This is a genomic window from Pseudomonas rhodesiae, assembly GCF_013285305.1.
Classification (GTDB): domain Bacteria; phylum Pseudomonadota; class Gammaproteobacteria; order Pseudomonadales; family Pseudomonadaceae; genus Aquipseudomonas; species Aquipseudomonas rhodesiae.
Genome location: NZ_CP054205.1, coordinates 4,068,366 through 4,092,216, shown reverse-complemented (window position 1 = coordinate 4,092,216; position 23,851 = coordinate 4,068,366). Strand labels below are relative to the sequence as shown.

General features: G+C 62.7%; 23 protein-coding genes. 12 read left to right on the top strand and 11 right to left on the bottom strand.

Translation table 11 applies throughout. From position 1 onward, the window contains the following. Nucleotides 1–2: 2 nt before the first annotated feature. Nucleotides 3–1,361 (bottom strand): MFS transporter, encoded by a 1,359-nt coding sequence (locus HRH33_RS18500; protein ID WP_173603537.1) that lies wholly within the window; start codon nt 1,359–1,361, stop codon nt 3–5. Nucleotides 1,362–1,684: 323 nt separating this feature from the next. Between HRH33_RS18500 and HRH33_RS18495 the strand changes: the two genes are divergently transcribed. The 3 genes from HRH33_RS18495 (at nt 1,685) to HRH33_RS18485 (ending at nt 5,510) form a co-directional block, all read left to right on the top strand. Continuing rightward, on the top strand, nt 1,685–2,395 hold the full coding sequence (locus HRH33_RS18495; RefSeq protein WP_034114601.1) for a FadR/GntR family transcriptional regulator: 711 nt from the start codon (nt 1,685–1,687) through the stop codon (nt 2,393–2,395). 30 nt (nt 2,396–2,425) lie between these two features. Beyond that, nucleotides 2,426–3,121 carry a tRNA (adenine(22)-N(1))-methyltransferase gene (locus HRH33_RS18490; RefSeq protein WP_167418664.1) on the top strand — a complete coding sequence of 232 codons (696 nt, stop codon included), beginning with the start codon at nt 2,426–2,428 and terminating at the stop codon, nt 3,119–3,121. Nucleotides 3,122–3,452: 331 nt separating this feature from the next. Next, on the top strand, nt 3,453–5,510 hold the full coding sequence (locus HRH33_RS18485; protein WP_167418665.1) for a methyl-accepting chemotaxis protein: 2,058 nt from the start codon (nt 3,453–3,455) through the stop codon (nt 5,508–5,510). Between the two features lie 56 nt (nt 5,511–5,566). On the opposite strand, the gene HRH33_RS18480 is transcribed toward HRH33_RS18485, so the two are convergent. Next, nucleotides 5,567–6,724 (bottom strand): lactonase family protein, encoded by a 1,158-nt coding sequence (locus HRH33_RS18480; protein WP_167418666.1) that lies wholly within the window; start codon nt 6,722–6,724, stop codon nt 5,567–5,569. Nucleotides 6,725–6,815: 91 nt separating this feature from the next. On the opposite strand from HRH33_RS18480, the gene HRH33_RS18475 reads away from it, so the two are divergent. Next, nucleotides 6,816–7,703 carry a hypothetical protein gene (locus tag HRH33_RS18475; RefSeq protein WP_244962426.1) on the top strand — a complete coding sequence of 296 codons (888 nt, stop codon included), beginning with the start codon at nt 6,816–6,818 and terminating at the stop codon, nt 7,701–7,703. 223 nt (nt 7,704–7,926) lie between these two features. Here HRH33_RS18475 and HRH33_RS18470 read toward each other — a convergent pair whose 3' ends face one another. Further along, the gene (locus HRH33_RS18470) at nt 7,927–8,385 is read right to left on the bottom strand and encodes an REP-associated tyrosine transposase (RefSeq protein ID WP_167418695.1); all 459 of its coding nucleotides are present in this window, start codon (nt 8,383–8,385) and stop codon (nt 7,927–7,929) included. Nucleotides 8,386–8,951: 566 nt separating this feature from the next. Between HRH33_RS18470 and HRH33_RS18465 the strand changes: the two genes are divergently transcribed. Then, nucleotides 8,952–10,691, top strand: coding sequence for an OPT family oligopeptide transporter (locus tag HRH33_RS18465; protein WP_167418263.1), 1,740 nt, complete (start codon nt 8,952–8,954; stop codon nt 10,689–10,691). Nucleotides 10,692–10,732: 41 nt separating this feature from the next. Here HRH33_RS18465 and HRH33_RS18460 read toward each other — a convergent pair whose 3' ends face one another. After that, a complete protein-coding gene (locus HRH33_RS18460; protein ID WP_034136826.1) occupies nt 10,733–11,173 on the bottom strand; it encodes a hotdog fold domain-containing protein in 441 nt (146 codons plus the stop codon). A gap of 136 nt (nt 11,174–11,309) precedes the next feature. On the opposite strand from HRH33_RS18460, the gene HRH33_RS18455 reads away from it, so the two are divergent. Together HRH33_RS18455 and HRH33_RS18450 are read left to right on the top strand one after the other, a co-directional pair. Continuing rightward, complete coding sequence (locus HRH33_RS18455; RefSeq protein ID WP_123478956.1) at nt 11,310–11,942, top strand: TetR/AcrR family transcriptional regulator; 633 nt, start codon at nt 11,310–11,312, stop codon at nt 11,940–11,942. Nucleotides 11,943–12,008: 66 nt separating this feature from the next. Beyond that, complete coding sequence (locus tag HRH33_RS18450) at nt 12,009–12,635, top strand: glutathione S-transferase family protein (protein WP_034136828.1); 627 nt, start codon at nt 12,009–12,011, stop codon at nt 12,633–12,635. Between the two features lie 36 nt (nt 12,636–12,671). On the opposite strand, the gene HRH33_RS18445 is transcribed toward HRH33_RS18450, so the two are convergent. Continuing rightward, a complete protein-coding gene (locus HRH33_RS18445) occupies nt 12,672–13,052 on the bottom strand; it encodes a cupin domain-containing protein (protein ID WP_123478957.1) in 381 nt (126 codons plus the stop codon). Between the two features lie 76 nt (nt 13,053–13,128). Beyond that, nucleotides 13,129–14,892: a S8/S53 family peptidase gene (locus tag HRH33_RS18440; protein WP_167418262.1), complete on the bottom strand. Its 1,764-nt coding sequence runs from the start codon at nt 14,890–14,892 to the stop codon at nt 13,129–13,131. 125 nt (nt 14,893–15,017) lie between these two features. On the opposite strand from HRH33_RS18440, the gene HRH33_RS18435 reads away from it, so the two are divergent. Next, nucleotides 15,018–16,478, top strand: a complete 1,461-nt coding sequence (locus HRH33_RS18435) for an MFS transporter (protein ID WP_123478959.1) — start codon at nt 15,018–15,020, stop codon at nt 16,476–16,478. Nucleotides 16,479–16,493: 15 nt separating this feature from the next. Here the strand turns inward: HRH33_RS18435 and HRH33_RS18430 are convergent, their stop codons facing one another. The 3 genes from HRH33_RS18430 to HRH33_RS18420 form a co-directional block, all read right to left on the bottom strand. Continuing rightward, the gene (locus HRH33_RS18430; protein WP_123478960.1) at nt 16,494–16,913 is read right to left on the bottom strand and encodes a YeeE/YedE family protein; all 420 of its coding nucleotides are present in this window, start codon (nt 16,911–16,913) and stop codon (nt 16,494–16,496) included. A 2-nt stretch (nt 16,914–16,915) separates the two neighbouring features. Continuing rightward, nucleotides 16,916–17,347 carry a YeeE/YedE family protein gene (locus HRH33_RS18425; RefSeq protein WP_167418261.1) on the bottom strand — a complete coding sequence of 144 codons (432 nt, stop codon included), beginning with the start codon at nt 17,345–17,347 and terminating at the stop codon, nt 16,916–16,918. Between the two features lie 161 nt (nt 17,348–17,508). Further along, the gene (locus HRH33_RS18420) at nt 17,509–18,735 is read right to left on the bottom strand and encodes an MFS transporter (protein WP_034099249.1); all 1,227 of its coding nucleotides are present in this window, start codon (nt 18,733–18,735) and stop codon (nt 17,509–17,511) included. A gap of 466 nt (nt 18,736–19,201) precedes the next feature. On the opposite strand from HRH33_RS18420, the gene HRH33_RS18415 reads away from it, so the two are divergent. Together HRH33_RS18415 and HRH33_RS18410 are read left to right on the top strand one after the other, a co-directional pair. Further along, nucleotides 19,202–19,567, top strand: a complete 366-nt coding sequence (locus HRH33_RS18415) for a hypothetical protein (protein WP_167418260.1) — start codon at nt 19,202–19,204, stop codon at nt 19,565–19,567. 54 nt (nt 19,568–19,621) lie between these two features. Next, nucleotides 19,622–20,401, top strand: coding sequence for an SDR family NAD(P)-dependent oxidoreductase (locus HRH33_RS18410; protein ID WP_167418259.1), 780 nt, complete (start codon nt 19,622–19,624; stop codon nt 20,399–20,401). A gap of 3 nt (nt 20,402–20,404) precedes the next feature. On the opposite strand, the gene HRH33_RS18405 is transcribed toward HRH33_RS18410, so the two are convergent. Further along, nucleotides 20,405–20,860 (bottom strand): VOC family protein, encoded by a 456-nt coding sequence (locus HRH33_RS18405; RefSeq protein WP_167418258.1) that lies wholly within the window; start codon nt 20,858–20,860, stop codon nt 20,405–20,407. 75 nt (nt 20,861–20,935) lie between these two features. Beyond that, the gene (locus tag HRH33_RS18400; protein WP_040268908.1) at nt 20,936–21,883 is read right to left on the bottom strand and encodes a helix-turn-helix transcriptional regulator; all 948 of its coding nucleotides are present in this window, start codon (nt 21,881–21,883) and stop codon (nt 20,936–20,938) included. Between the two features lie 173 nt (nt 21,884–22,056). On the opposite strand from HRH33_RS18400, the gene HRH33_RS18395 reads away from it, so the two are divergent. Both HRH33_RS18395 and HRH33_RS18390 read left to right on the top strand, forming a co-directional pair. Further along, nucleotides 22,057–22,485 carry a hypothetical protein gene (locus HRH33_RS18395; RefSeq protein ID WP_034099236.1) on the top strand — a complete coding sequence of 143 codons (429 nt, stop codon included), beginning with the start codon at nt 22,057–22,059 and terminating at the stop codon, nt 22,483–22,485. A 3-nt stretch (nt 22,486–22,488) separates the two neighbouring features. Further along, nucleotides 22,489–23,850 (top strand): M48 family metallopeptidase, encoded by a 1,362-nt coding sequence (locus tag HRH33_RS18390; protein ID WP_243269846.1) that lies wholly within the window; start codon nt 22,489–22,491, stop codon nt 23,848–23,850. Nucleotide 23,851: the final 1 nt, after the last annotated feature.

Sequence of the window (23,851 nt, the reverse complement as noted above, 5' to 3'; positions counted from 1 at the left end):
GCTTAAAGAGGTTTGCTGAGGGCGGCGCTGGGCACTGTGCCGGGCGCGGTCAAGGTGGACGAGGGCGTGGTCTTGGCGAAGAACACCAGGATCGCCGCCAGTACCGAGGTGCCGGCCAGGCCGCAGAGGCCGCCTTGGATCGAGCCGGTGGTCTGCTCCAGGAACCCAAACGTGGTCGGTGCAACAAAGCCGCCCAGGTTGCCGATGGAGTTGATCAGCGCGATCACCGCCGCGGCGATGCGCACGTCCAGATAGCCCTGGGGGATCGGCCAGAACAGCGAAGACGCCGACTTGAAACCAATCGCCGCGAAGCAGATCGCCACAAAGGCAAAGATCGGCCCGCCGGTGGTGGACATAAACATGCCCGCCGCCGCAATCAACAGCGCCGCCGCGACCCAGGCCTGCTGGAATTTGAACTTGCCCGACAGCGAGGCGAAGGCATACATGGCGATGATCGAGATCAGCCACGGGATCGAGTTAAAGAAACCCACCTGCACATCGCTGAGGTCGCCCATCTTCTTGATGATGCTCGGCAGCCAGAAGGTTGCGGCGTAAATGGTCAGTTGGATGCAGAAGTACAGCGCGCAGAACAACAGAATCTGGCGGTCTTTGAGCAGTTGGCCGAGGGGCGGCTTGACGCTGGTCAGTGCCTCGCGCTCGCGTTGTTCCTGGTCGATGGCGTCCACCAGTGCGTCCTGTTCTTCGCGGTTCATCCATTTGGCGTCGTGGGGCTTGGAATCGAGCCAGAACCACACGAAGAACCCGATGGCCACCGAGGCCAGGCCTTCGATGGCGAACATCCACTGCCAACCGTGCAGGCCAAACCCTTCGATCTGCAGCAGTGCACCCGACAGCGGGCCGGAGATCAGCGAGGCCACCGCCGAGCCGCTGAGGAAAATCGCGATGGCTTTGCCGCGCTCCACACCCGGCAGCCAGCGTGTGAAGTAGTAGATCACCCCTGGGAAGAAACCAGCCTCGGCCACTCCCAGCAGAAAACGCAGAATGTAGAAGTGGGTTTCGTTCTGGATAAACGCCATCAGCGTGGCGACGATGCCCCAGGTGAACATGATGCGGGTCAGCCAGATACGCGCGCCGACCTTTTGCAGCAGCATATTGGAAGGTACTTCGAAGAGGGCATAACCAATGAAAAACAGCCCGGCGCCAAAGCCATAGGCGGCCGCGCCGATGCCTAGGTCATGCTCCATGTGCGTTCGCACGAAGCCGATATTGACCCGGTCGATGTAGTTGAGGATGAACATGATCACGAACAGTGGGAGCACATGGCCCTTCACTTTGCTCACGGCGCGCGCGAGGACCGGACTGCGTTCTGAAGCAACAGCTGCGTGGTTTGAATTGTTCACAATTCAAGACTCCCCCTGATTATTTTTATGCGGGTTTGGATGCTTTGTTGATAGACATCATACAAGTAGTTTTCTTGGGATCGCAATGCACTGCTCGGGATTTGTTCTTATAAAGCCCGCTATCCAGTGGGTTTTTTGGTTATTTATCAGCTTTCATTGGTTTTTTGGCGGTTGTTAAGCCCGGAGTGTGGTCTCTGTCAAAGGACCCTAATAGAGCTTAATGTGTGATGTTGTCATACAAGTAAGAGGGTTTCGGATTCGTGTCACGCCGAACAGGCAGAATGTTAAGCTTCTCCCCAGCCCAACCCCTTGGACCCGTCGCAATGCCCATCCAACCCCCAGCCACCCCGCGCAAACGCTCCACCAACCTGGCTCAAGGCGTGGTCGATGATCTGACCCAGCGCATCCTGCTGGGGCAGTTGAAACCCGGTGAAAAACTGCCGTCCGAATCCACCATCGTTCTCGAACACGGCGTGAGCCGCACGGTGGTGCGTGAAGCCATTTCCAAGCTGCAGGCGTCCGGGCTGGTGGAGACGCGCCACGGCATCGGCACCTTTGTGCTGGAGCCGCGCGCCCAGCAAGGCTTGCGTCTGCATGTGGACACGGTGGCCAGTGTGCGCAACATGCTGGAGCTGCGCCTGGGCCTGGAGGTGCAGGCGGTGGCGTTGGCTGCCGGGCGACGCTCCGATGCGCAACTGGCCCATATGCGCCAGGCCCTGGATGACTATCAGGCGTCCCTGGCCAACAACGACAGTTGTGTGGAAGAAGACAAACGCTTCCACCAACTGATTGCCGAAGCCACCGGCAATACCTTCTTCACCGAGATCATGCAGCACCTGGGCAGCGCCATGATTCCGCGCAGCCTGGTCAAGGGCGCCGAGCGCGGTGGTGCGGACTTCGCCAAACTGGGGCAGTTGGCGCACCTGGAGCATGAGGCGATTTTTAACGCGATCAAGCGTCAGGACGCGGACGCGGCCCGCGCAGCCATGGTGCTGCACCTGACCAATAGCCGGGACCGGTTTTCCGGGGAGTAAGACGCTCGAACGCGCCCATAGGACCCTCAATTGAACGAACACACTTTATCCATGCGTCTGGAGCGCGTGGCGGCGAACGTGCCGTCGGGCGCGCGCCTGGCCGATATCGGCTCGGACCACGCATACCTGCCGGTAGCCTTGTTGCGTCGTGGCGCGATCAGCGCGGCGGTTGCGGGGGAGCTGGCAAGCACGCCGTTCCACGCCGCCCAGCGCACCGTGCGCGATAACGACCTGCAAGCGCACATCAGCGTGCGCCAGGCCAACGGCCTTGCGGCCATCGAGCCCGACGACGGCATTACCGCGATCAGCCTGTGCGGCATGGGCGGCGAGACGATTCGCGACATCCTGGACGGAGGCAAGGCGCGCTTGAGCGGCCGCGAACGCCTGGTTCTGCAACCCAATGGCGGCGAGGCACCGCTGCGCCATTGGTTGATGGATACCGGTTACACGATCCTCAACGAAGAGCTGGTGCACGAAAACCGCTTCTACTACGAAATCATCGTCGCCGAACGCGCCGGTCCGGTGGCCTACAGCGCCGAACAACTGTACTTCGGCCCACTGCAGATGCAGGCACGCAGCCCGGTGTTTTTGGCCAAATGGCAGCGGGCGTTGCGTCTGAAGCAAAAGGTGCTGGCAGGCCTTGAACAGTCGGAGCAGGGCGCTCTACACGGCAAGCAACAACACATCGCCCGGCAAGTGCAATGGATCCGTGAGCTGCTGGGTTAAGCCCCCCTCATCGCGTCTTCAAGTTTGCGCCGTAGGCAGCCGATAGCCTGCCTATGACGGCGGATGGTTGAAGCGTGTGCTTGTCCGAACATCCCCGTGCTTGTCGTCCCCGGCGGTGACACCGTCACTGCCAGGACTGAGTGCTTTCGCCCCATTTTCGAGCACGCTACGGCGCGTTTTTGCACATCGCCTGCCCTGTTTCGGGGCTGTGGCTCAACGGCCCGTATCTTGCTAGTCCCAGAATAATCAATGACATGGCGTTTTGCCGTTAGTCATTTCAAGGTTTCCCCCAGCGCTGCACCGCCTGGGTGGTTTGAGGGAGTAGTCGGACATGCACAGTTTGTTATCACCCGGTATCCGCCTGCTCGGACAGTTTGGTTTCGCGCGAAAATTCCAACTGCTGTTTTTCCTGTTCATGCTGCCCCTGGCGGGTAGCTTGTGGATGATCGGTCAGGATTACCGAGAAAAATTAACCGTGATTTCCAGCGAGCGCTCCGGTGTCCGCCAGTTATTGGCGCTCGATAGCCTGGACGCGCAATTGACCGCCCAGCGCAACCTGGCTGCGCGCTGGAAGGCCGTGGACCTGCTGCGCGAGCCCACACCCGCCGCGAAGGCTGCCATGGCCGCCCTGGATGCCAACTACGGGCCGATCCAACAAAGCCTGCAAACCTTGGGTGAAACACTCAAGGCGCAGGACGTCAGCGCGGACATTCAGGCACGCTTTGACACCTTGCAAAGCGCGGTCAAGGGCCTGGACAGCCAATCCCTGCGCACCGTCGGCTGGTGGCCGGACGGCTACGACCGCTTCACGTCGGCGCTCGGTGCCATGCAGGCATTGCGCGAGCAGATCGCGTTGGATACCGGCCTGATCCTCGACCCCTGGTTGGAAACCTACCTGACGATGCAAATCGCCACGCAGCAGACGCCCGACCTGATCGAGCGCATCGGCCGCATGGCGGGTATCGGCCAGTCGTCCATCGCGTCGGGGCAGTTCACCTTGCAGAGCCGCTTGCAGATGCGTGACCTGCGCAGCCGCATCGGTGATGCGCGGGATCAACTGATCAAGGCCGCCGTATCGCTCAAGGCCAAGCCCTACGCGGGTATGGAGCCGTGGACCGCGCAGTACGACAACAGCCTGCAGGTGCTGGATAACGAACTCAAAGTGCTGGACGACGGCGTGTTCGGCGGCACGATCAAACTCGACACCGCCGCTTTCGAGCGCAGTGTCGACGCCATGCTGAGCAGCCTCGGCGCACTGCGCAACCAGTCGCTCAATTCCCTGGATGCGCGCCTGGCGTATTACCACGATCGCTCACTGCAGCAATTTATCCCGGTGGCGGCGACATTCGGCCTGCTGGCCTTGGCGGCGCTGTACTTGTTTATGAGCTTGCAAGCTTCTATCCGGCGTAGCGCCAGTGGCATCACGACCCTGGCCGAGTCCCTGCGCGACGGCAATCTGTGCGTGGAAGTGGCGGTGCAGGGGCGTGACGAATTGGCGGCGATCAGCACGGCATTGAACGTGGCGGTGATGCAACTGCGCACCAGCCTGCTGGGGGTCAATCACGAAACCCAGCAGCTCGGCTCGGCGGTGATCACCCTCAACACCCAATCGGGTAGCACCCTCAGCGAAGTCGAAGACCAGCAACATCAGATCAGCCAGATCGCCGCCGCCGCCACGCAGTTGGCCGCCACCTCCATGGGGGTCGCCAGAAGTTGCGAAGAGGCCTCCGGCAGCGCCCAGCAAACCCGGCGCATCGCCGAGGACAGCAGCCGCGACAGCGAGCGCACCACGGCCAGCATCCAGCAGCTCAACCAGCGCCTGACCGACACCGCTGCAGCGTTGCAGCAAGTCAGCGATCAGGGCCAGCAGATTCAATCGGTGGTCGACACCATCCGCGGTATCGCCGAGCAGACCAACCTGCTGGCGCTCAATGCCGCCATTGAAGCGGCGCGCGCCGGTGAGCAAGGACGCGGCTTTGCGGTGGTGGCCGATGAAGTGCGCAGCCTGTCCCAACGCACTCAAGCATCCACCGCGCAGATCGCCGGCACGGTAGACAGCCTGCGCGCCACCGTGACCCAGGCCGTCACCCTGATGGGCGCCGCGTGCGAACAAGCACTGAGCGATGCCGAATCGGTCACCGGGCTGGGCGTGCGATTGGGCGAGATCGCCGGCGCGGTGCAGAACGTCACCGACACCTTGGCGCAAATCGCCACGGCGGTAGAGGAACAAGCGACCACGGCGGATGAAGTCAGCGGCAATATCCAACAAGTCGACCAGGCCGCCGGGCGCTTGCTTGACGGCGCCCGCGCGGTGAACCGCGCGGCGGACACCCTGAGCAAGGGCAGCCAGGCGCTGAGCGATAACACGGCGCGGTTCCGCCTGAGCTGAACCGAAGGGGGAGGGGGCTTGCTCCTTCCCCCTTCAAGTGTGCTCAGCCCTGGGGGTCAGTGCGCCGAAGTGCTCAACACCTCGATCCACAATGCCCCTTTGCCCGACGCGGCTTCACCCACGCGGTTCAAGGCACCGCCTGCGTTTACCGCATAGGTGCCGACTTGCTGGCTTTTTTCACCCGTGACCAGCAGCCATTTCCCGTTCGGCGAGAACGCGATGTTGCGCGGCTGTTTTTCTTCGACCGGGTAGTTGTCCAGGAAACGCAGTTCGCCGGTGCCTGTGTTCACCGCAAATGCCGACACCGAACTGCTGGTGCGCTCGCTCATCAACAGCAGCTTGCCATCGGGCGACAAACGCAGGTCGGCCGCCCAGATGCGCGGTGTGGGGTCGTCTTTCAAGTCATTGTTGCGGGCGTCCCGCACTTGGCCGGGCGCCAGGTTCAAGCGCTCGGGTATGCCATTGGCCACGCCGATCCGGGTCAGCGCGCCGCTGCTATGGTCGATGGCGAACGCGGTGACGGTGCCGCTCATTTCGCCCACCACGTACAAAAATTTGCCATCGGCAGAAAACGCCAGGTGCCGAGGCCCGGTATTGGCCGGCACGCTCACGTAGCCGCTGCCGATGGGGCTGAGGGCGCCGGTGTCGGCATCGAAACGGTATTGCAGCACCTGGTCCGTGCCCAGGTTGCCCGCGTAGGCAAAGCGATTGCTCGGGTCGGTGCGCAGGGAGTGCGCGTGCAGGCCGGTCTTGTAGGTGAGGATCGGCTCGGCCTTATCGACAGGCTGCACGCTGAGGGTGTCGGCGCCATACGAGGCGGCGAGCAGGTAACGCCCGGTGCGGTCGGTGGCCAGGTACGCCATGCTTTCGGCCAGCGGCGCTTTGGCTTTTGCGCTCAAGCGTCCGGTGGTGGGGTCAATGTTGAACGCCTGAACCTGGAATGGCTTGACCCGCAACGCGGCATATAAGGTTTTGCCGTCGGGGCTCAGGGCCATCGGGTTGACCTGATCGCCGGCCGCCACCTGACTCACCAGGTTCAATGCGCCGTTGCTTTCGTTCAGGCTGTATTGGGAGATCAGCCCGTCACCGGGGCTGGAGATATAGGCGAAGGTAGCCGCGTTGGCGTGGGCGCTGAGGCCGCAGACGACTGCAGTAGCCAGGAGGAGGGGTGTGTTCACAGGTGATCCTTTATTTTTATGGTTGTGATCAGTCATCGTATGACTGTATCGCAGTTGGAGCAATGCCTGTGTTGATCGACGTCATCAGCGGTGTCGCTGCCCCTGCGGGGAAGGCATGATGAGCGCCATGAACGAAGACCCCTACACGCGCTACTGGCGCTTTCATACTCCCGATCCCGACATCGCCCCACGCGAACAGGCACCGATGCTCGCTGAGGAGCAGGCGTGGGCCTACGAGCGCGCGCGCGGGCAACGCTTTGACTGGCTCACGGTGCTGATGGCGCCGCTGTGTCTGGGCGCGGTCCTACCGTTCCTGGTATTCCTGACGGGTTTGTGGCTATTGAGCGCCACGTTCATGCCGACACTGGCGGTTGATCGCATCGTCGGCAATACCTTTGGCTGGCAAGTGCTGGTGACGCTGATAGTCATCGTGGCCTGGGGGCTGCGTAACTACCTGCGCGACCGCCGCGACCCGGTCATACGCTACTGGGCGGCGATGCCGGGCCAGGGCGTGGTGGAACTGGAGCGCCACAGGCTGGTGGCGGGTACGTGTCTGTGGGTGTCGGACTTCGACCCGGACTGCAACACGCTGACGCAGTGGAAGGATGGCGAGTGGAGCAGTACCCAGAGCAGCGGAGTTGCACAGTGGATCGTGGCCACGACTGCGGCGGGCCACTGGCTGGTGCTCAAGGAAGAATACCCCGGCAATTTCACCTATAACCGCGTCGGACGTATGCCAGCCCTCGACAAACAACTGCACCCCGCCCAGAACCTGGCCGTGGCCTTCGCCCCCCGCACCAACGTGATGCTCGGGCGCCGCTTCGATGGCGAACCGATACCGTTGACCCGCACCACGTACTGGTTGTCGGCCGACGAACACAAGCGCCTGACGGAGCTTGCGCACCACTGGCATTTTTCCCCGCCGGACCGTTACGGCGTCATCAATCCTCAGGATGCAGCGTGGGTACAGCGACTGGTGGACAAGGCGCAGGCCAGCGCAGAGCCGGCCGGCTGATAGGTGTAGTGAGCGGGCTTTAGGCTTGCTGTGGCGAGCGGGCTTGCCCCGCGCTGGGCTGCGAAGCGGCCCCTCATACACACGCCGCGTTGATTCAGGTACACCGCGTTGCCGGTTTTGGGGCCGCTTCGCAGCCCAGCGCGGGGCAAGCCCGCTCACCACAAAGAGCCTTTTCATCACACGGGCGCTCGTCCTATGACATGCCTCTAAACCCGTCGAAGCTTCAGAGCCAGGCGGCGTCCCATAACGAAAAATCCCCAACCCGCTCTACCAGGCCGGCCCGCAGCGGATTGGCAATGATGTAGCGAGCCATCTTGCGCACATCGTCCTGCGCACGCACCGCCCTGTCGTGATAACCGGGCTGCCAGACGCGCTCCTTGCTTTGGCGGCGTCGGTTGATGGTCAGCGTGCTTCGTGACTTCACGCGCCTTATCACATCGGGCAAATTCCGCTGCTTCAACTCAAATAGCCAATGCACATGGTCTGGCATGATCACCCAGGCCATGGAATCGACCAGTCCCAGTTCATGCGCCTGCCGCAGCTCGGCAACCAGCAGCCGACCCAGGTAGAGGTCAGTAAACAGAGGGCGACGGTGGTTCACAACGAAGGTCACTAGGTAGCTACGTCCATGTTCCGAATAGCGACCGTGACGCAGGCGATGGGATTGAGGGATGAAGCGCATTGCGTTGCTCTATGTGACTGTTCTGAAGAGCTTTAACGCTAGCCCGAGATGAGTGACGAGCGCATGTCAGTTGATGACCGGATGTATCCAGACTTGCTCGCCTACAGCCCGGCAAGCTGGCCGTAAGCAGCGATGCCCTTTCTGTTGAGCAGGCTCGTTGTGGTGAACGGAACTTTTTGTGCTGACCGGGGATTTTGTGGTGAAGGAGCTTTTGTGCTGACCGGGGATTTTGTGGTGCAGGAGCTTTTGTGCTGAGCGGAGCTTTTGTGGTGAGCGGGCTTGCCCCGCGCTGGGCTGCGAAGCGGCCCCAAAACCGGCAACGCGGTGTACCTGAATCAACGCGGCGTGTGTATGAGGGGCCGCTTCGCAGCCCAGCGCGGGGCAAGCCCGCTCACCACAGAAAGCCTAAAGCCCGCTCACCCCATCAAGCTCTCTCAATCCAACAAGGCTGTTCATAGCAGCAAGCCCGCTCAGCACAAACAGAGGTTCGGGTGTCGTTTCAGGAACCTTCGAAGCTGAGGGGGCTCACTAGTTGGGTCGCTCTTTTTTTGCTGAAAGGACTCCGCATGCCTTCCACTCCGCTAGCGCTCCCTGAGCACGGCCCTATCAAACGCGAGCTGAGCCTGCGCGCGGTCGTCACCGGTACGCTGCTCGGTATCCTGCTCACGCCTTCCAATGTCTACGCCGGGCTGAAGATCGGCTGGTCGTTCAATATGTCAATCATTGCCCTGCTGGTCGGCTACGCGATCTGGCAAGGCCTGGCCCGGCGTTCGTCCCAGGCGCTGCCGTGGACGTTGCATGAAAGCAATATCAACCAGACCGTCGCCTCGGCCGCCGCGTCGATCATCTCCGGCGGGCTGGTGGCGCCGATTCCGGCCTATACCTTGCTGACCGGCAACCAGTTGGACGCGTTGCCGATGATCGCCTGGGTGTTCTCGGTGAGTTTTCTGGGGATCTGGATCGCCTGGTACCTGCGGCCCTCGTTGCTCAATGACGACGCGCTGAAATTTCCCGAAGGCATGGCCACCCTGGAAACCCTGTTGCACATCTACAACCATGGCCGCGAAGCCGCGACGCGCTTGAAAGTGCTGCTGGGCGCTGCGTTGCTGTCCGGGCTGGTCAAATGGGTGGACACGTTTCTATGGACGCTGCCGCGCTGGTCGCCGAGCGCCCACTTGGAGCGCCTGACCTTCAGCGCCGACCCATCGCTGTTGCTGGTGGGGTTTGGCGGCATCATCGGCATCCGCGTCGGCCTGACCCTGTTGCTCGGTGCCGTGCTCGCCTGGGGTGGGCTTGCGCCATGGCTGCTTGCCGAAGGCTTGGTGATCGTGCCCGCCGGTAGCACCGGCCCGCAGTTTGCCGCGCTGGTGGAATGGCTGTTGTGGCCGGGCGTGAGCCTGATGGTGTGTTCGACCTTGGCGTCTCTGGCCATTCGGTTGTGGGCGCTATATGCGTCCAGCCGCTCTACCGGGGCGCAGGCTTGGCGTGTGCCCAAGCCCGGTCCGGCCGCTGGATTCGTGCTGGCGATTGCCTTGGTGGTCAGCCTGCAGGCGCTGTTGTTCGGCATCAACCTGTGGATGGCGCTGCTGACCATTCCGTTGGCGATCTGCCTGGCCGCGGTGGCCGCGCGCGTGGTGGGCGCCACGGGTATTCCGCCGATTGGCGCCATTGGGCAGTTGTCTCAGCTGAGTTTTGGCATCGTCGCGCCGGGCCAGGTGCCGATCAACCTGATGAGCGCTAACACCGCAGGCGGTTCAGCCGGGCAGTGCACCGACCTGATGAATGATTTCAAGGTGGGCAAGGCGATTGGCGCCACACCGCATAAACAGGTGATCGCGCAAATCCTGGGGATTTTTATCGGCAGCATCGTCGGCGTATTCGCTTACCTGGCGCTGATCCCCGACCCACAAGCCATGTTGTTGACCGAGCAGTGGCCTGCTCCGGCCGTCGCCACCTGGAAAGCCGTGGCGCAAACCCTGACCCATGGGCTTGACTCGTTGTCGATCAGTATCCGCTGGGCGATTGGGTTGGGCGGCGTGATCGGTGTGCTGCTCGGCATTCTGGACAGCACCTTGCCCGCGCACCGTGCGCGTTACCTGCCCAGTGCCGCTGCGTTGGGCCTGGCATTCGTACTGCCGGCGTCGGTCTCGCTGATGATGGCCCTCGGCGCCGTGCTGACCTGGCTGGTGAGTTGCCGTTGGGCGAGCCTCACCGAGCGCTTTGCAATCACCGCTGCGGCGGGGTTGATCGCCGGGGAGAGCATCACCGGGGTCGGCGCTTCGCTGTGGGCAATGGTCAACGGCTGAGGTCGATACGGCTCGGCCTGCACCGAGCCGTTCTATGCGCCTCAGGCGATCTTCACGTTCATGGTGATGTTCGCGGTGAATACCTTCACACCGGCCTCATCGAAAATATCCACCGGCACGACCTTGTCGCCAGCAGTTTGCCAATCGATCCCCTCACCTTGAGCGACGGCGCGGATGTTCGACTTGGCCTTGGCCAGGTATTCCACAGTCATGCCCTTGGGAATCCACTTGGCGCCGGCGGGGATGGATACGTCGGTCATCATGCCGCCGGCCAATTCGGCGGCGTTGCACAGCGCGATCGCGTGGACCGAGGCCAGATGGTTGGTGATTTCCTTACGAAACGGCACGTTGACCACCGCGTGGCCGGGACGCAGCTCGCTGATTTCTGGGGTGATGGTGCTGAAGTACGGCGCCATCTGACACGCCAGGTTGCTGAATGCCGACGGGCCGACGCTGTTGAACATGCTGAGAGCCTGACTCATGGAACGATCCTCCTGATGGGTTAACAGAATAATATTCTGTAACAGAACAATATTCCGTTTAATTCAGGGATGTCAAGCCGTGCCTTCTCTCGCGGCCGCTGTACCTTTAGACTCCGCACATTTGGCGAGCCTCTTCATGCAAGCACCCGATCTGATCGAGCGCGCCGTTCCCGGCCGGCGCAGTGAGCTTAAGCGCGGCATCTTGCGCCAGGCCCTGACCTGCTTTAACGAGGCGGGGATCGAAGCGACCACTATCGAAACCATCCGCGCCCGCTGTGACACCAGCGTGGGCGCGATCTATCACCATTTCGGCAACAAAGAAGGCATCGTCGCCGCGCTGTTTTTTGCTGCGCTGGACGACCAGGGCGCACTGCGCGACCAGCACTTGAGCAACGCCCACACGGCCGAGCAGGGCGTGGCGGCGTTGGTGCGCAGTTACGTTGAATGGGTGGATGCCGAACCGGACTGGGCGCGCTTTGTGTTCCAAGGTCGCTTTGCCGTGGCCAACGGCCCGTTCAAGGAGGAATTGCTCAGCCGCAATCAGCAACGCAACCGACAACTGAGCGAATGGATGACCGGCGAAGGTCGCCGCGAAGCGTTCAGCCATATTCCTGCTGAGCTGCTGCCATCGCTGATCATCGGCGCGGCGGAAAGCTATGCGCGGGCCTGGTTGTCCGGGCGCGTCAAGCACAGCCCCACGGCCTATGCCGACCTGCTGGCGCAGGCGGCCTGGGCATCGATCATGCACACGTCTCATTCAGACGGTTGATGAACGGCACTCGGCCGCGTTGGCGTAGTCTGTTGCTACACACCTACTGTCGCCCGCGGAGTTTGCATGATCACTGTCCACCATCTGAACAACTCGCGCTCCCAGCGCATCCTGTGGCTACTGGAAGAACTGGGCCTGCCCTACGAGATCAAGCGTTACCAGCGCGACCCCAAGACCAACCTCGCGCCGCCTGAACTCAAGGCGGTCCACCCACTGGGCAAGTCCCCGGTGATTGAGGACGGCCCCCATGTGGTAATCGAGTCCGGCGCCATCGTCGACTACCTGATCCGCCGCCACGGCCAGGGCCGCTTGCAGCCCGATCCGGCCAGCGCCACCTATGACGAATACGTGCAATGGCTGCATTTCGCCGAAGGCTCGGCGATGTTGCCGTTGATGCTTAACCTGTATGTCGGCCGCCTGGGCGACGCCGGCGCGCCGTTGCATCCGCGTATCGAATCGGAACTGGCCAACTACCTGGGTTACCTCAACGACGTGCTGGCGCGCACCCCGTACCTGGTGGGTGAAGCCATCAGCGGCGCGGATATCCAGATGAGTTTTATCGGCGAAATCGCCCAAGCCCAAGGCAAATTGCAGGCTTACCCGCACCTGGCGGCGTGGCTGCAACGCCTGCAAGCGCGCCCGGCCTACCGCAAAGCGGTGGAGCAGGGTGGCGAGTACGCGTTCGCCAAATGACCGTGTGATGCAGGCGGCATTGTCGGCGAAGAATGTTCAGATCCACACATCATTCGTCGCCGTGCGATCGCCGCCTTCATGCCCGGTGTTCAACACGCCACGCGGCTCGATCATCAGCAACCGGGCTTCGCCCTCCGCAGCCGTGCGGTGCTGCATGCCCCGCGGCACCACATACAGCTCACCTGGCGCCACATACACCGGCCCGTCCGGCAGATCGATGCGCAAGGTGCCTTCGAGCACCAGGAACGCTTCGTCGGTTTCCGGGTGGGCATGCCAGATGAACTCACCTTCAATGCGCACCACTTTGAACTGGTAGTCGTTCATTTGCGCAACGACCCTGGGGCTCCACTGTTCAGGGATAAGCGAAGCTTTGTGGGCGAGGTTGATCGGTTGTGCGGTGGGGTTTGCCTGAGCCATCACGAAGTCTCTGATCATTTATAGGATGACCAGACTATCGACGCGATGGCCACGCGGGCTTGCACGATTGTGCGCGTCAGCGCACCCGCGTGCGGCTCTGCACCGCCAGGTCCAAGGCCTTTTGCATGTCCAGGCGGGCCGAGCGTCCTACGTCTTTGTCGTCAAGCCGGTAGTTGCGCTCCGAGGGCAGGATTGGCGCGGTGAGGTCTTGGGCGTCGCTGCGTTCGAAATCATGCTGATCACCGATAGTCATGGCGCTACGGCGCAGCAGCATGCGCAGTTGCTCGGGCTGCAACTGCGGGTTGATCGACAGCATCGCCGCCGCGAGGCCCGCCACCATTGGCGTCGCGTACGAGGTGCCGCAATGCACGGCGCCTTGTTCGTCGGCCCCCGGCGTCGAGGCGTGGGTGCAGGCTGCGGCGGTGATGTCCACGCGCATATCCACGTTCGATGAGCTGCGGGTGACGGCATAGCCTGGATCATCCACCCCCACGTCAGTGCGTTCGCTGCGCTGGTGCCCGCCCACCACCAACAGTTGCTCGGTGATAAACGAGGAGGGCAGGCGATAGTCATCGGTGCCGGAGAATGCCGAGCCATTCCCCGCGGAATTCACCACGATCACGTCGGGATGCTCCTTGCGCAGCCACAGGAAAAATTCCTCCAGCAGTTCCTCGTAGCCGCTCATGGCGATGCCCGAGCGCACCAGGGAATCGACCTCCTTGCCGTTGACGTCTTGAGTGCCGACGCGATGGATCCCCCAGCTCCAGTTCAGCACCCGCACGCCGTCCTCCACCAGGTTGACCGAGGCGGCGATGTTGGCGGTGATGCCGGCGTCGGAGTTGCGGTCAACGATGACCTCGAAGCCGCCGCTGGCCTTATCCAGACCGCTCAGCAAGCCCCGGTTGCCGCCCTTGTCCCAGCGCGCCGCGAGGATGCCGGTGACGGTAGTGCCATGGCTGTCGGGCTTGGAGGTGTCGCGAGCGTACACGCAGGTGCGCTTGCCCGTGCATGCGCCGAGGTCGTCGGCGAAGTCCGCGGTGTCGAAATCCACGCCGCGTTCGATGACGCCGATGCGAATCGGTTGTGGCGTGATCGGTGTGTGGTGCCCAGGGATGCGCCGCTGATAGTAGGCCACCGCGTCGAGAAAACGGTTGGCGGCCCACTCGTCGGAGTCCGGCGCAGGTTTGTTCGGCGTGGCCTGTGGCGCGGCCTGCTCCTGTTCTTCAGCGCCCGACTCTTCGATCACCACCGCATCTACCCCGGTCTCGCTGCCCAGGCGCAGCACCAGCGCGTCACGCTGCATCAGGTCTTTGGCGGGCAAACGTAGCTGGTAGACATTCAGCGGCGCGATGGCACCGACCACCGTCGCCCCGTATTTGCGGGCCAGGCGCTCGGCTTCCTGGCGGCCGTTCTGGTCTTCCTCGATCAGCACGCTGACCAGGTCCACATAGGTGGTCAGGCCGTCCATGTTCTTTGCCACTTCATCCGGTCGGGCGGCCACCACATGGCTGTGGCGCAGAGTGAGCCATGCCGCGTTACTGGTGCGCGGGCCGTCTTCCAGCCATAACGGGCCGCTCTGGTAGTGGCTGCTGTCGAGGCGCAGGCGCAGGGTGTTGCCGTCGCGCACAACGGCTGGCGCGGGCAGGGCCTTACCCGCCAGTTTCAACTGCGGCGTGGCAGCGCCCAGCCCGCGGACGCTGAGACACCAGTCCTGCTCGCGGTTTTCCAGCAGGTCGCCGCAGCGCTTGAGGTTTTCCAGGCGCAGGGGCTCCTGGGCACAGGCGGCTGCGCTGGCGGCCAATGTGAAGAGGGTTGCGAGGGCGGAGGATTTGAAAGGCATGGGCCAGGTTCTTTGCCGGGAGGTGTTGTTCCGACTACCGCAAGGTGTGCCGCGTTCCAAGACTTTGAACTCCAGCGGCGCCGCTTGGCTCCTATTTCGTAAGGTTCTGCACCAGGGATGTCGCGATGACCGATCTACACCTGCCCGCCGGTAAGCCCGGCACCGTCTTTGAAACCGACCTGCCGGCGCGGCTCGACCGCTTGCCCTGGGGCCGCTTTCACACCTTGCTGGTGTTCGCGCTGGGGATCACCTGGTTGCTCGACGGCCTGGAGGTGACCTTGGCCGGCTCAGTGTCCGGCGCCCTGAAGGCCAGCCCCGAACTGCGCATGAGCAATTTCGATATTGGCCTGGCCGGCGGCGTGTACATCGCTGGCGCCGTGCTCGGGGCGCTGTTGTTCGGCTGGCTCACCGACCGTCTGGGGCGGCGCAAACTGTTTTTCATCACCTTGTGGCTGTACATCGGCGCCACGGCGGCCACGGCGTTTTCATTCAGCCTGGAGAGCTTTTTGCTGTTTCGCTTTCTCACCGGCATGGGCATCGGCGGCGAGTACACCGCGATCAATTCGACCATTCAGGAGTTCACCCCGGCGCGTTATCGCGGCTGGGTCGACCTCACCATCAATGGCACCTTCTGGCTGGGGGCGGCGCTCGGTGCGGGCGGGGCCATTGTGTTGCTCGACCCCAACGTGGTCGGCGGCGATCTCGGCTGGCGCCTGTGTTTCGGCATCGGTGCCGCGCTGGGCCTGATTATTCTGGTGATGCGCCTGTGGCTGCCGGAAAGCCCGCGCTGGTTGCTGATTCACGGCCGGCACGACGAAGCCCGGCGCATCGTCGAAGGTATCGAAGCCCGCCTGCGCGACCAGGGCCACACACTGCCGGCGGTCAACAGCCCGGCTTTGCGGTTGCACCCCCGCGATCACACGCCCTTGGGTGAAATCTTTCACACCCTGTTCGTCAGCTTTCGCCGCCGGGCGCTGGTGGGCATGACCCTGCTGACCGCCCAGGCGTTTTTCTACAATGCGATCTTCTTCACCTACGCGCTGGTCTTGACTGACTTCTACCAAGTGCCCGCCGAACAGGTTGGCTGGTATGTGCTGCCGTTGGCCCTGGGCAATTTCTGTGGGCCGCTGCTGTTGGGGCGGCTATTCGACGTGATTGGCCGGCGCGTGATGATCAGCCTCACCTATGCGGTGTCTGGCGTGTTGCTGGCCCTGAGCGGTTACGCCTTTGCGCAAGGCTGGTTCGATGTGACCCAGCAAGCCATAGCGTGGATGGTGATCTTCTTCTTCGCCTCGGCTGCGGCCAGCTCGGCCTACCTGACCGTTGCCGAAACCTTTCCCCTGGAAATTCGCGCGTTGGCCATCGCGGTGTTTTATGCCTTCGGTACCGGGCTGGGCGGGATTATCGGGCCGACCCTGTTCGGGCAACTGATCCAGACACAGCAGCGTGGCAGCCTGTTGATCGGCTATCTGATCGGCGCCGCATTGATGTGCGGCGCGGCGCTGGTGCAGGCGATCTGGGGCGTGGCGGCGGAACGGCAAGCATTGGAAAGCGTGGCCAGGCCGTTGTCACAGGCCAAGGATTGAAGCGCGGCGGGCGAGTCAACGCCGCCGGCGCGATTCAAGCCCTTCGAATATTCCCATGCCCACCAGCATGGCGAGTACGAACACTAGCACCTGCCACTGCCCCGTCAGCACCAGCGCTATCGCCGGCCCGGGGCACAAGCCGGCAATCGCCCAGCCCATGCCGAACAGTAGGCTGCCCAGCACCAGGCGTTTGTCGATGCGGCTCTGCGTGGGCATCTGCATCGGCGCGCCCAGCAACGATACGTTGCGCCGTCGGGCGAAGTAGAACAGTACGCCGCTGACCATCAGCGCACCGCCCATCACCCATGCCAGCGAAGGGTCCCATTCGCCTGCGAGATCCAGAAACCCCATGACTTTGGCGGGATTGGTCATGCCGCTCAGGTACAGCCCCATGCCGAAGATCAGGCCAGCCACTAACGCCGTTAGTCGACGCATGTTCAAACCCCCAGCCAATGGCGGATCACATAGACCCCGACAAAGCCGCTGCCCATAAAACACCCCACTGCCACCATCGACCGTGGCGACAACCGCGAAAGCCCGCAGACCCCGTGCCCGCTGGTACAACCGGCGCCATAGCGCGTGCCGATCCCTACCATCAACCCTGCCGCCACCAACCCAAAATCGCCGACCGGAAACGACGAAGCCGGCAGTTCACTGAACAGCGACCACAGCCATGGAGAGACCAGCAGGCCGGTCAAGAACAGCGCTTTCTCGCCACGGCCCTCGCCATGGCGTGACAGCAGGCTGCCCAACAACCCGCTGATACCGGCGATGCGGCCGTTAAACAGAATGAACAGCCCGGCCGATAACCCAATAAGGGCACCGCCGAGCAGGGAGGACCAAGGGGTGAAATCTGGGGAGAGGGTCATGGGTAGGACCAGTGGGGGGAGGGTGATGTACCGCTAGCATAGTTTGGATGCTTGAGCCTGTGAAAGCTGGCTTTCGGTCGCATCCTTGAGACGTCGCCAGCAAATGGGACCCTCGCGATGACGGCGCATCAGCCCCCGGCCTCAAGCGCAGCGCCGTAGGTTCAGCAAGCCTGCGCCACCAATCCATTACTGACCCTGCGCCCCAACACCAGCACCGTGGCGAAGCCCAACACCACCAGCCCCGTAGCCATGCTGAGCAGCACCGAGCTGCCCATCTGATCAACGATGCGCCCACCAAAGAACGAGCCCAGGGCGATGATCACCTGGAACAAGGCGACGAACAGCGGCATGCCGCGTTCCACGTCCTTGGGGGCGACGACGAACATCCAGATACTCGCGCAGGCCGGAAAGGCGCCGAAGGCGAAGCCCCACAGGGCGATCAGCATGGCGGCGCCGGTCAGGCCGGTGGCGAAGTACGGGAATAGCGCGGTGCTGGTGCCGATCATCAGCGCCACCAGCAACAAGGTGTGGCGCACGCTGCGGTTGGCGGCGAAGCCGGCGAAGATATTGCCCATCACGCCTGCCACGCCATACAGCAATAACAGCGAGCCAATGGTCGGCCCGTCGAAGCCGGAACTGTGCTTGAAGAACGGCGCCACATAGGTGTAAGCGGCAAAGTGCGCCAGGCCGATCAGCAGCACAGCGATCAAGCCGACCCGGGCCTGTGGGTTGATGAACAACGCAGGCAGATCACTGATGCGAATGGCTTTCTCCGGGGTGAGTCGCGGCAGCAGGAAGATCTGCGCCAGCAGCACCGGCACGCCCACCAACGCGGTGACCAGAAACGTCATGCGCCAGCCCATCAGGCCGCTCAGCCAGGTCCCGACGGGCACGCCGAGCACGGTGGCCAGGGTCACGCCGACCATGATGATCGAAGTCGCCTGTGCCACGCCGACCCCTTTGGGCGCCAGGCGTCCGCTCAGCGCGATGGCCGTGGCCCAGAAGCCGCCGATGCTGATGCCCAGTAACACACGACCGAACAGCAACAAGCTGAAGTCGCTGGCATAGGCCACGACGGCGTTGGCGATGATCATGATCAGCGTCAGGCCGATCAGCAGATAACGCCGGTCCATCGCGCCGATACTCACCGACAGCAACGGCGCGGCCAGCGCGGCCATGATGCCGGGCAGCGTCACCATCAGCCCGGCGTGGCCGGCGCTGATGCCTAAGTCGCTGGCGACGTCATTGAGCACCCCCACCGGCAGAAATTCGCTGGTAACCAGGGCGAAGGCACCCACGGCGACCGACAGAATCGCCAACCACTGTTGTTTGACGCTTTGCTGATTATGTTCGGGAAGGCCACGAGGGGCCTGGCTGGCGCTTGGCATAGGTTGGGTTCCGGGAGAGGGCCGACTGAAGTCAGTCGACGGGGACGCGGGGAGGAAAGTGGGGGCGATTATAGGAAGCCGGTCTGGCGATTAAACAGGTCGGTGGTTCGATAGTGATCATCACTGCAATTAATGCGCGCTGCTCGGGGAAGCGCTCTAAAGCGATAACGCGCAAATGTTTCGCAAACATCAAGGCGGAACGTACGCAGTTGCCAGGCCACTGAAGCCGTTTGCTTCAAGCACCCCCACAAGAGGTAATCGACGCGCCGATGTCTGGCATTCAGCGTACGTATCAATAAATTCAGGACCTGATGTATCCCGAGCGCGCAGAAGCCCGGCGAGCCCAGACGGTGATTTAACTTCGCCGGGGGATGGGTTTTCTGAGATAACGCTGGCATGGCCCTGAATTATCCAATAGGTTCTGGCTTTATTGTCCTGCGCCATCAACTCCTTCGGAATTCGCCCCATGCTTCTGCGTTCCAGCCTGTTATGCCTGTGCTTGTTCAGCGGTCTGTCTCAGGCCGCTGTCGACTGCTCCGCCCTGGCGGAAACAATCTCCGGCACGGCGCCTGAATTTCATCCTGCGGTGCAGGGCAAGGTTATCGGCACCGGGCGCGCGCATTTTCATACCGCGCCGGATGAGGCTTGTGCCAACAAGAAGCTGTTCGTTATCCCCGGTGACGGCCTGACGGTCTACGCCATGCTGGAAGACCAGACTTGGGTGCAAGTGAACTTCGTTGCCAAGGATGGCGAGGACTACACCGGTTGGCTCAAGGCAGACCGGGTTGAGATTGGGGAGGCGTACGGCGCGCCGTCGGACGAGGTGGAGTGACCGGCGCTATGGAGGGCGCGAGCAGTCTGTCCAGATAACGCGAGGAGCTGTGCAATGGTGAAGGACTGGAAGGGTCAGGTCGCGCTGGTGAGTGGCGCTGGCAGTGAGCAGGGGATTGGCCTGGCGATTGCGCGGAGGCTGGGAGCGGCGGGGGCGAAGCTGATCATCACCGGCAGCAGTGCCCGCATCCACGAGCGCGTCGCGCAATTGAGCGAGGAGGGTTACGAGGTACAAGGGCGTGCGGCGGACCTCACCCAAGCCGATCAGGTCGCGCAATTGGTGGCGTGGGCTGAGTCGTGCTGGGGGCGAATCGATGTGCTGGTGAACAACGCGGGCATGGCGATGCAGGGCGACGCCGAAGCTTTCGCTGAGGTGGCCAGCATGAGCCTCGATGCTTGGAATGCGTCAATCGCGCGCAACCTGACCACGGCGTTTTTGCTGACCCGCGCGGTCCTGCCGGGGATGCAGCAGCGTCGTTACGGGCGCATCGTACAGGTCAGCTCCACCACCGGCACCCGAGTCAGCAACCCTGGCGAGGCGGCATATGCGGCGGCCAAAGCCGGCATGGTAGGGATGAACATGAGCCTGGCGCTGGAAGTTGCGCCCTTTGGCATCACCGTGAATTCGGTGGCGCCGGGGTGGATCGCGACGCAGTCCAGCACCGCCGAAGAAATCGCCGCCGCTCAGTATGTGCCCGTGGGGCGTGCCGGCAGGCCGGATGAGGTCGCGGCAGCGGTGGCGTTTCTGGCGTCGCCAGAGGCCAGCTACATCACCGGCGAACTGCTGGTGATCGACGGCGGCAACTGCCTGTCGGAGAACAAAGGCCCGCGTTGAGGTTCAGGCAAATGCCGCCACCATAAACGCCTCAAGCCCTTGCTCCTCAAGGATCTCGATGGAGAAGTGCCCGAAACGCTTGGGCAGCCAGATGATGCGCGTACCCGACGGCGATTGCAGGTCCTCCAGGGCCAACGGTTGGCCGTTTTCGTCCTCGGGCTGCACACCCTTGGCGACCAGTTCGGTGTAAGCCACCTCGATGTCCGGCGTGGTGTAGCAATGCCGGTAAATCATGCCCTCACCGTGAGTGTCCAACAGCACCCGCAGGTTGCCGGCCAACGGCTGTACCAGCATAAAACGCTCTTGGCCCATCAGCGCTACCGCATAGCGCACCTGCAGGCCGCCGCGTTCCCAGACCTGGGTCGTGGAGATGCGCGCATTAAGAATGTTGGCGTAATAAGCGCACGCCTCGTCGAGGTCCTCGACCAAGATATCGACGTGACTGAATTTCAGATCCATTGCTGGCCATCCGGCGAAAGAGGGAAGCCCACGACAGTAGCCGATTTGCGTGTCCCACAACACCTTGTGCCCACTCTAGGATTCAGCCCCCGGCGGATGACCGAAATACGCCTTATAGGCATGGTTGAAGTTGGCAGGGTTGGCGTAGCCCAGGCGGTGGGCAATCTGCGCGACGTGCCATTTGCGCTGGCGCAGTAGGGTGCGCGCCAGTTCCAGGCGTTGTTGGCGCACGTAATCGAGCATCGACTGGCCGTACACGCGGCTGAAGGCGCGTCTCAGGGTGGTTTCGCCCACGCCCAGTTCCCGTGCCAGCGCCAGCGTACCGGGTGGGTTCATCAGGTTGGCGTCGAGCTTGAAGCGTGCCTCGTGTGCCAGGTCCGAATGGCTGCGCAGCGGGGCCATGGGCTTGGCTGGCTGCGGCGCCAGATGCGTCGCCAACTCGACCAGCACGGCCAGGCTCAGGCTTTCCTGATTCAGCCGCTCCAACGCCCCTTGGTAGGGCGAGTGATAAAGGCGCTCGAACAAACGCCCGACGGCGCGACAGCCATGCAACTCCGAAAAGTGCATGCCATCGTCGAGCAGCCTGGCCAGCGGTTGAAGTGACGGGTCTTCTTCGGCCAGTTCGCGTAGATAGTCGCCGCCGATGCGCAGCCCCGCCATGCGCGCACGGCTGCCGGCAGGCATCTGGTCCATGGCTTCCATGCTTTCGCTCAAGCCCAGCACATGGGGCGCGCCGGGGGTGTATTGATTGAGCCGACCGTCCACCCGATGCTGCCATTGCCCACCCAGCACCTGCACGATGCACACGCTGTCGGGTAGCACTTTGTGGATGCGCAACGGCTCGGGAAACTGCAAATCGCAGTCGAAATATTGCACATGTGGCCGCACCGTCTGCGCGCGGTAATGGCCGATCGCGCTGCCCATGACCTGCCGTGCGCTGTCATCGAATACACCCGCCTGGTCCAGGGCCTCCGGGTGATCGAAGCAGAAGTGGGTGTCCAAGTAGGGGTTGCGGCGGTCCATTGGCAAAAGCGTCCGTTAGAGCTGGTGGGCAGCGTTGCATGATATCGACATCTGGCAGGCCGATCAGTTGTTGTGAGTCACGGCCTTATTGTTGTGCGCCACGGCCGGCCCGCTTGGCAGGCGGCCAAGCGTTGATTTCAATGGTCGGCTTTGAACTGTCGAGGAAGCCGCAAATGTTGATGTATCGCAAGTGGGCAGCGCTGATGGGCTTGGTTCTGGCCGTGATCGCGGGGCTCGCCCATGCTGACAATCGCCCGGAAGTCGCGGAAAAAGTGCTGGCCTATGCCGGTGAAGGCGGCGTGAAAGTCTGGACCCTGCGTATCGGTGCGCGCAGTGACAATCAGGCGCTGGTGCAGCTAGAGGGCGTGGACCATGACTGGAACATGAAGATCCAGAAGATGGCCGTGGAAAAGACCAGCAAGGACACCCGCTATTCCACCACCGTGGACGGTCAGAAGTTCGTGGTGCTGGTGCTGCAACAAGGTTGGGGCGAACTGTACTTGCCCGGCGAGTCGCAGACGCTGAACGTCGGCTATGACGAGTTCCTGTCCAGCCAAGGCAATGCACAGGCCTTTTTGACCGATTATTTGCAGGCCAACTGAGCCATGGGTCGATTCGCGCGGTGGTCATGGCCGCTGACGATGTTGCTGCTGCCGCTGGTATTGATGGGCTGGGCCAGTGTGCAAAGCGGGCGTGTCGATGACGTGCTGCGCGAAGCACAGAGTGTCGGCAGTGACTATGCCTGGCTGCGCGTGCGTCAGGTGCTGGCTGGGTTGGCCTACTGGCTGGCCCTCGCCGCATTCGTGGCCGGGCCTGCGACGTGGCTCAAGCTGCGGCTGGATGCCTGGCGCGCGCTGAAGTCCAGGGATTTTCTCTACCACCGCCTGTTTCTCTGCTGGCGTGCCTTGGGGCATTGGCTGGCGGCGTACACGGGGCTATTGGTGGGCGCATTGGCCCTGAGCCTGTTGTATGAACTGAGCTGGGGCTGGAGCCACTTCAAGGCCGGTGGCTGGTTCATGCTGCTGGTAGCGGTGCCGGTGGTTGCCGTGCTGTGGGCCGGATGCTTGCTGATCGGGCGTCTGCGCCAGCAATGGCATGCCCTGGATAGCCCGTCCTCGGCGTTTCTGGGGCAAAGCATCGGGCGCGACAAGGCTCCGGCCTTGTGGGCGTGGATTGAACAACTGGCCACCGCCACCGGCGCGCCGGTGCCCGACCATATCGTGGTGGGCATCGACCAATCGTTTTTCGTCACCAGCGTCGATGTGCTCTTGCAACCGGCCGGCGACTCGCTCAGCGGGCGCACCCTTTACCTGCCGCTGACCTACCTCTCGACCCTGAGCCAGGCCGAGACGGCATCCATCATCGGTCATGAGCTGGGCCATTTCAGCAGTCGCGACACCGAGCGCGGCAGCGAAATCGGCGCGCATTTCAGCCTGATGTGCCTGCACTGTGCGTTTATCCGCGCTGAAGATGCCGACCCGGCCTGGATCGAGCGTCCGGCGATCTGGATGACGCAGCGTTTCCTGCACCACTTTCAACTGGCGGTGCATCACTGGGGCCGCGCTCAAGAACTAGTCGCGGATCGGGTGGGCGGCAACATCGGTGGCGAGCGGTTGTTCTGCCAGGCGTTGTTACGGGTGATCGCGCTGGACGCTGAAATCAATACGCTGCTCAGCGAGCGTCACCCCAATCTGATCCAGGCCCTGGCCGACCATCTGCGTCATACGCCGCTGCGCCTGAACGAGGCAGCACTGGATCACGCCATTGCCCACCCTTTCGATACGCACCCGCCGACGGCATTACGCCTTCAGCAACTGGGCGTCACGCTGGATGAAGCCCTGCTGGCCGAGGCCACCCGTGTGCCCACCGAACACGACCGACACTGGTTCAGCCAGCTCACCCGTACGGCGTCGTCGGCTGCCCCACAGCCTGTATCACCGCCGATATCAACCGTCCAAGGAGAATGAC

What these genes read in the sequence shown, in the direction of transcription:
- HRH33_RS18495 (WP_034114601.1), top strand. Translation starts at nt 1,685, where the DNA reads ATGCCCATCCAACCCCCAGCCACCCCGCGCAAACGCTCCACCAACCTG.
- HRH33_RS18485 (WP_167418665.1), top strand. Translation starts at nt 3,453, where the DNA reads ATGCACAGTTTGTTATCACCCGGTATCCGCCTGCTCGGACAGTTTGGT.
- HRH33_RS18480 (WP_167418666.1), bottom strand. Translation starts at nt 6,724, where the DNA reads ATGACTGATCACAACCATAAAAATAAAGGATCACCTGTGAACACACCC.
- HRH33_RS18475 (WP_244962426.1), top strand. Translation starts at nt 6,816, where the DNA reads ATGAACGAAGACCCCTACACGCGCTACTGGCGCTTTCATACTCCCGAT.
- HRH33_RS18470 (WP_167418695.1), bottom strand. Translation starts at nt 8,385, where the DNA reads ATGCGCTTCATCCCTCAATCCCATCGCCTGCGTCACGGTCGCTATTCG.
- HRH33_RS18465 (WP_167418263.1), top strand. Translation starts at nt 8,952, where the DNA reads ATGCCTTCCACTCCGCTAGCGCTCCCTGAGCACGGCCCTATCAAACGC.
- HRH33_RS18460 (WP_034136826.1), bottom strand. Translation starts at nt 11,173, where the DNA reads ATGAGTCAGGCTCTCAGCATGTTCAACAGCGTCGGCCCGTCGGCATTC.
- HRH33_RS18455 (WP_123478956.1), top strand. Translation starts at nt 11,310, where the DNA reads ATGCAAGCACCCGATCTGATCGAGCGCGCCGTTCCCGGCCGGCGCAGT.
- HRH33_RS18450 (WP_034136828.1), top strand. Translation starts at nt 12,009, where the DNA reads ATGATCACTGTCCACCATCTGAACAACTCGCGCTCCCAGCGCATCCTG.
- HRH33_RS18445 (WP_123478957.1), bottom strand. Translation starts at nt 13,052, where the DNA reads ATGGCTCAGGCAAACCCCACCGCACAACCGATCAACCTCGCCCACAAA.
- HRH33_RS18440 (WP_167418262.1), bottom strand. Translation starts at nt 14,892, where the DNA reads ATGCCTTTCAAATCCTCCGCCCTCGCAACCCTCTTCACATTGGCCGCC.
- HRH33_RS18435 (WP_123478959.1), top strand. Translation starts at nt 15,018, where the DNA reads ATGACCGATCTACACCTGCCCGCCGGTAAGCCCGGCACCGTCTTTGAA.
- HRH33_RS18430 (WP_123478960.1), bottom strand. Translation starts at nt 16,913, where the DNA reads ATGCGTCGACTAACGGCGTTAGTGGCTGGCCTGATCTTCGGCATGGGG.
- HRH33_RS18425 (WP_167418261.1), bottom strand. Translation starts at nt 17,347, where the DNA reads ATGACCCTCTCCCCAGATTTCACCCCTTGGTCCTCCCTGCTCGGCGGT.
- HRH33_RS18420 (WP_034099249.1), bottom strand. Translation starts at nt 18,735, where the DNA reads ATGCCAAGCGCCAGCCAGGCCCCTCGTGGCCTTCCCGAACATAATCAG.
- HRH33_RS18415 (WP_167418260.1), top strand. Translation starts at nt 19,202, where the DNA reads ATGCTTCTGCGTTCCAGCCTGTTATGCCTGTGCTTGTTCAGCGGTCTG.
- HRH33_RS18410 (WP_167418259.1), top strand. Translation starts at nt 19,622, where the DNA reads ATGGTGAAGGACTGGAAGGGTCAGGTCGCGCTGGTGAGTGGCGCTGGC.
- HRH33_RS18405 (WP_167418258.1), bottom strand. Translation starts at nt 20,860, where the DNA reads ATGGATCTGAAATTCAGTCACGTCGATATCTTGGTCGAGGACCTCGAC.
- HRH33_RS18400 (WP_040268908.1), bottom strand. Translation starts at nt 21,883, where the DNA reads ATGGACCGCCGCAACCCCTACTTGGACACCCACTTCTGCTTCGATCAC.
- HRH33_RS18395 (WP_034099236.1), top strand. Translation starts at nt 22,057, where the DNA reads ATGTTGATGTATCGCAAGTGGGCAGCGCTGATGGGCTTGGTTCTGGCC.
- HRH33_RS18390 (WP_243269846.1), top strand. Translation starts at nt 22,489, where the DNA reads ATGGGTCGATTCGCGCGGTGGTCATGGCCGCTGACGATGTTGCTGCTG.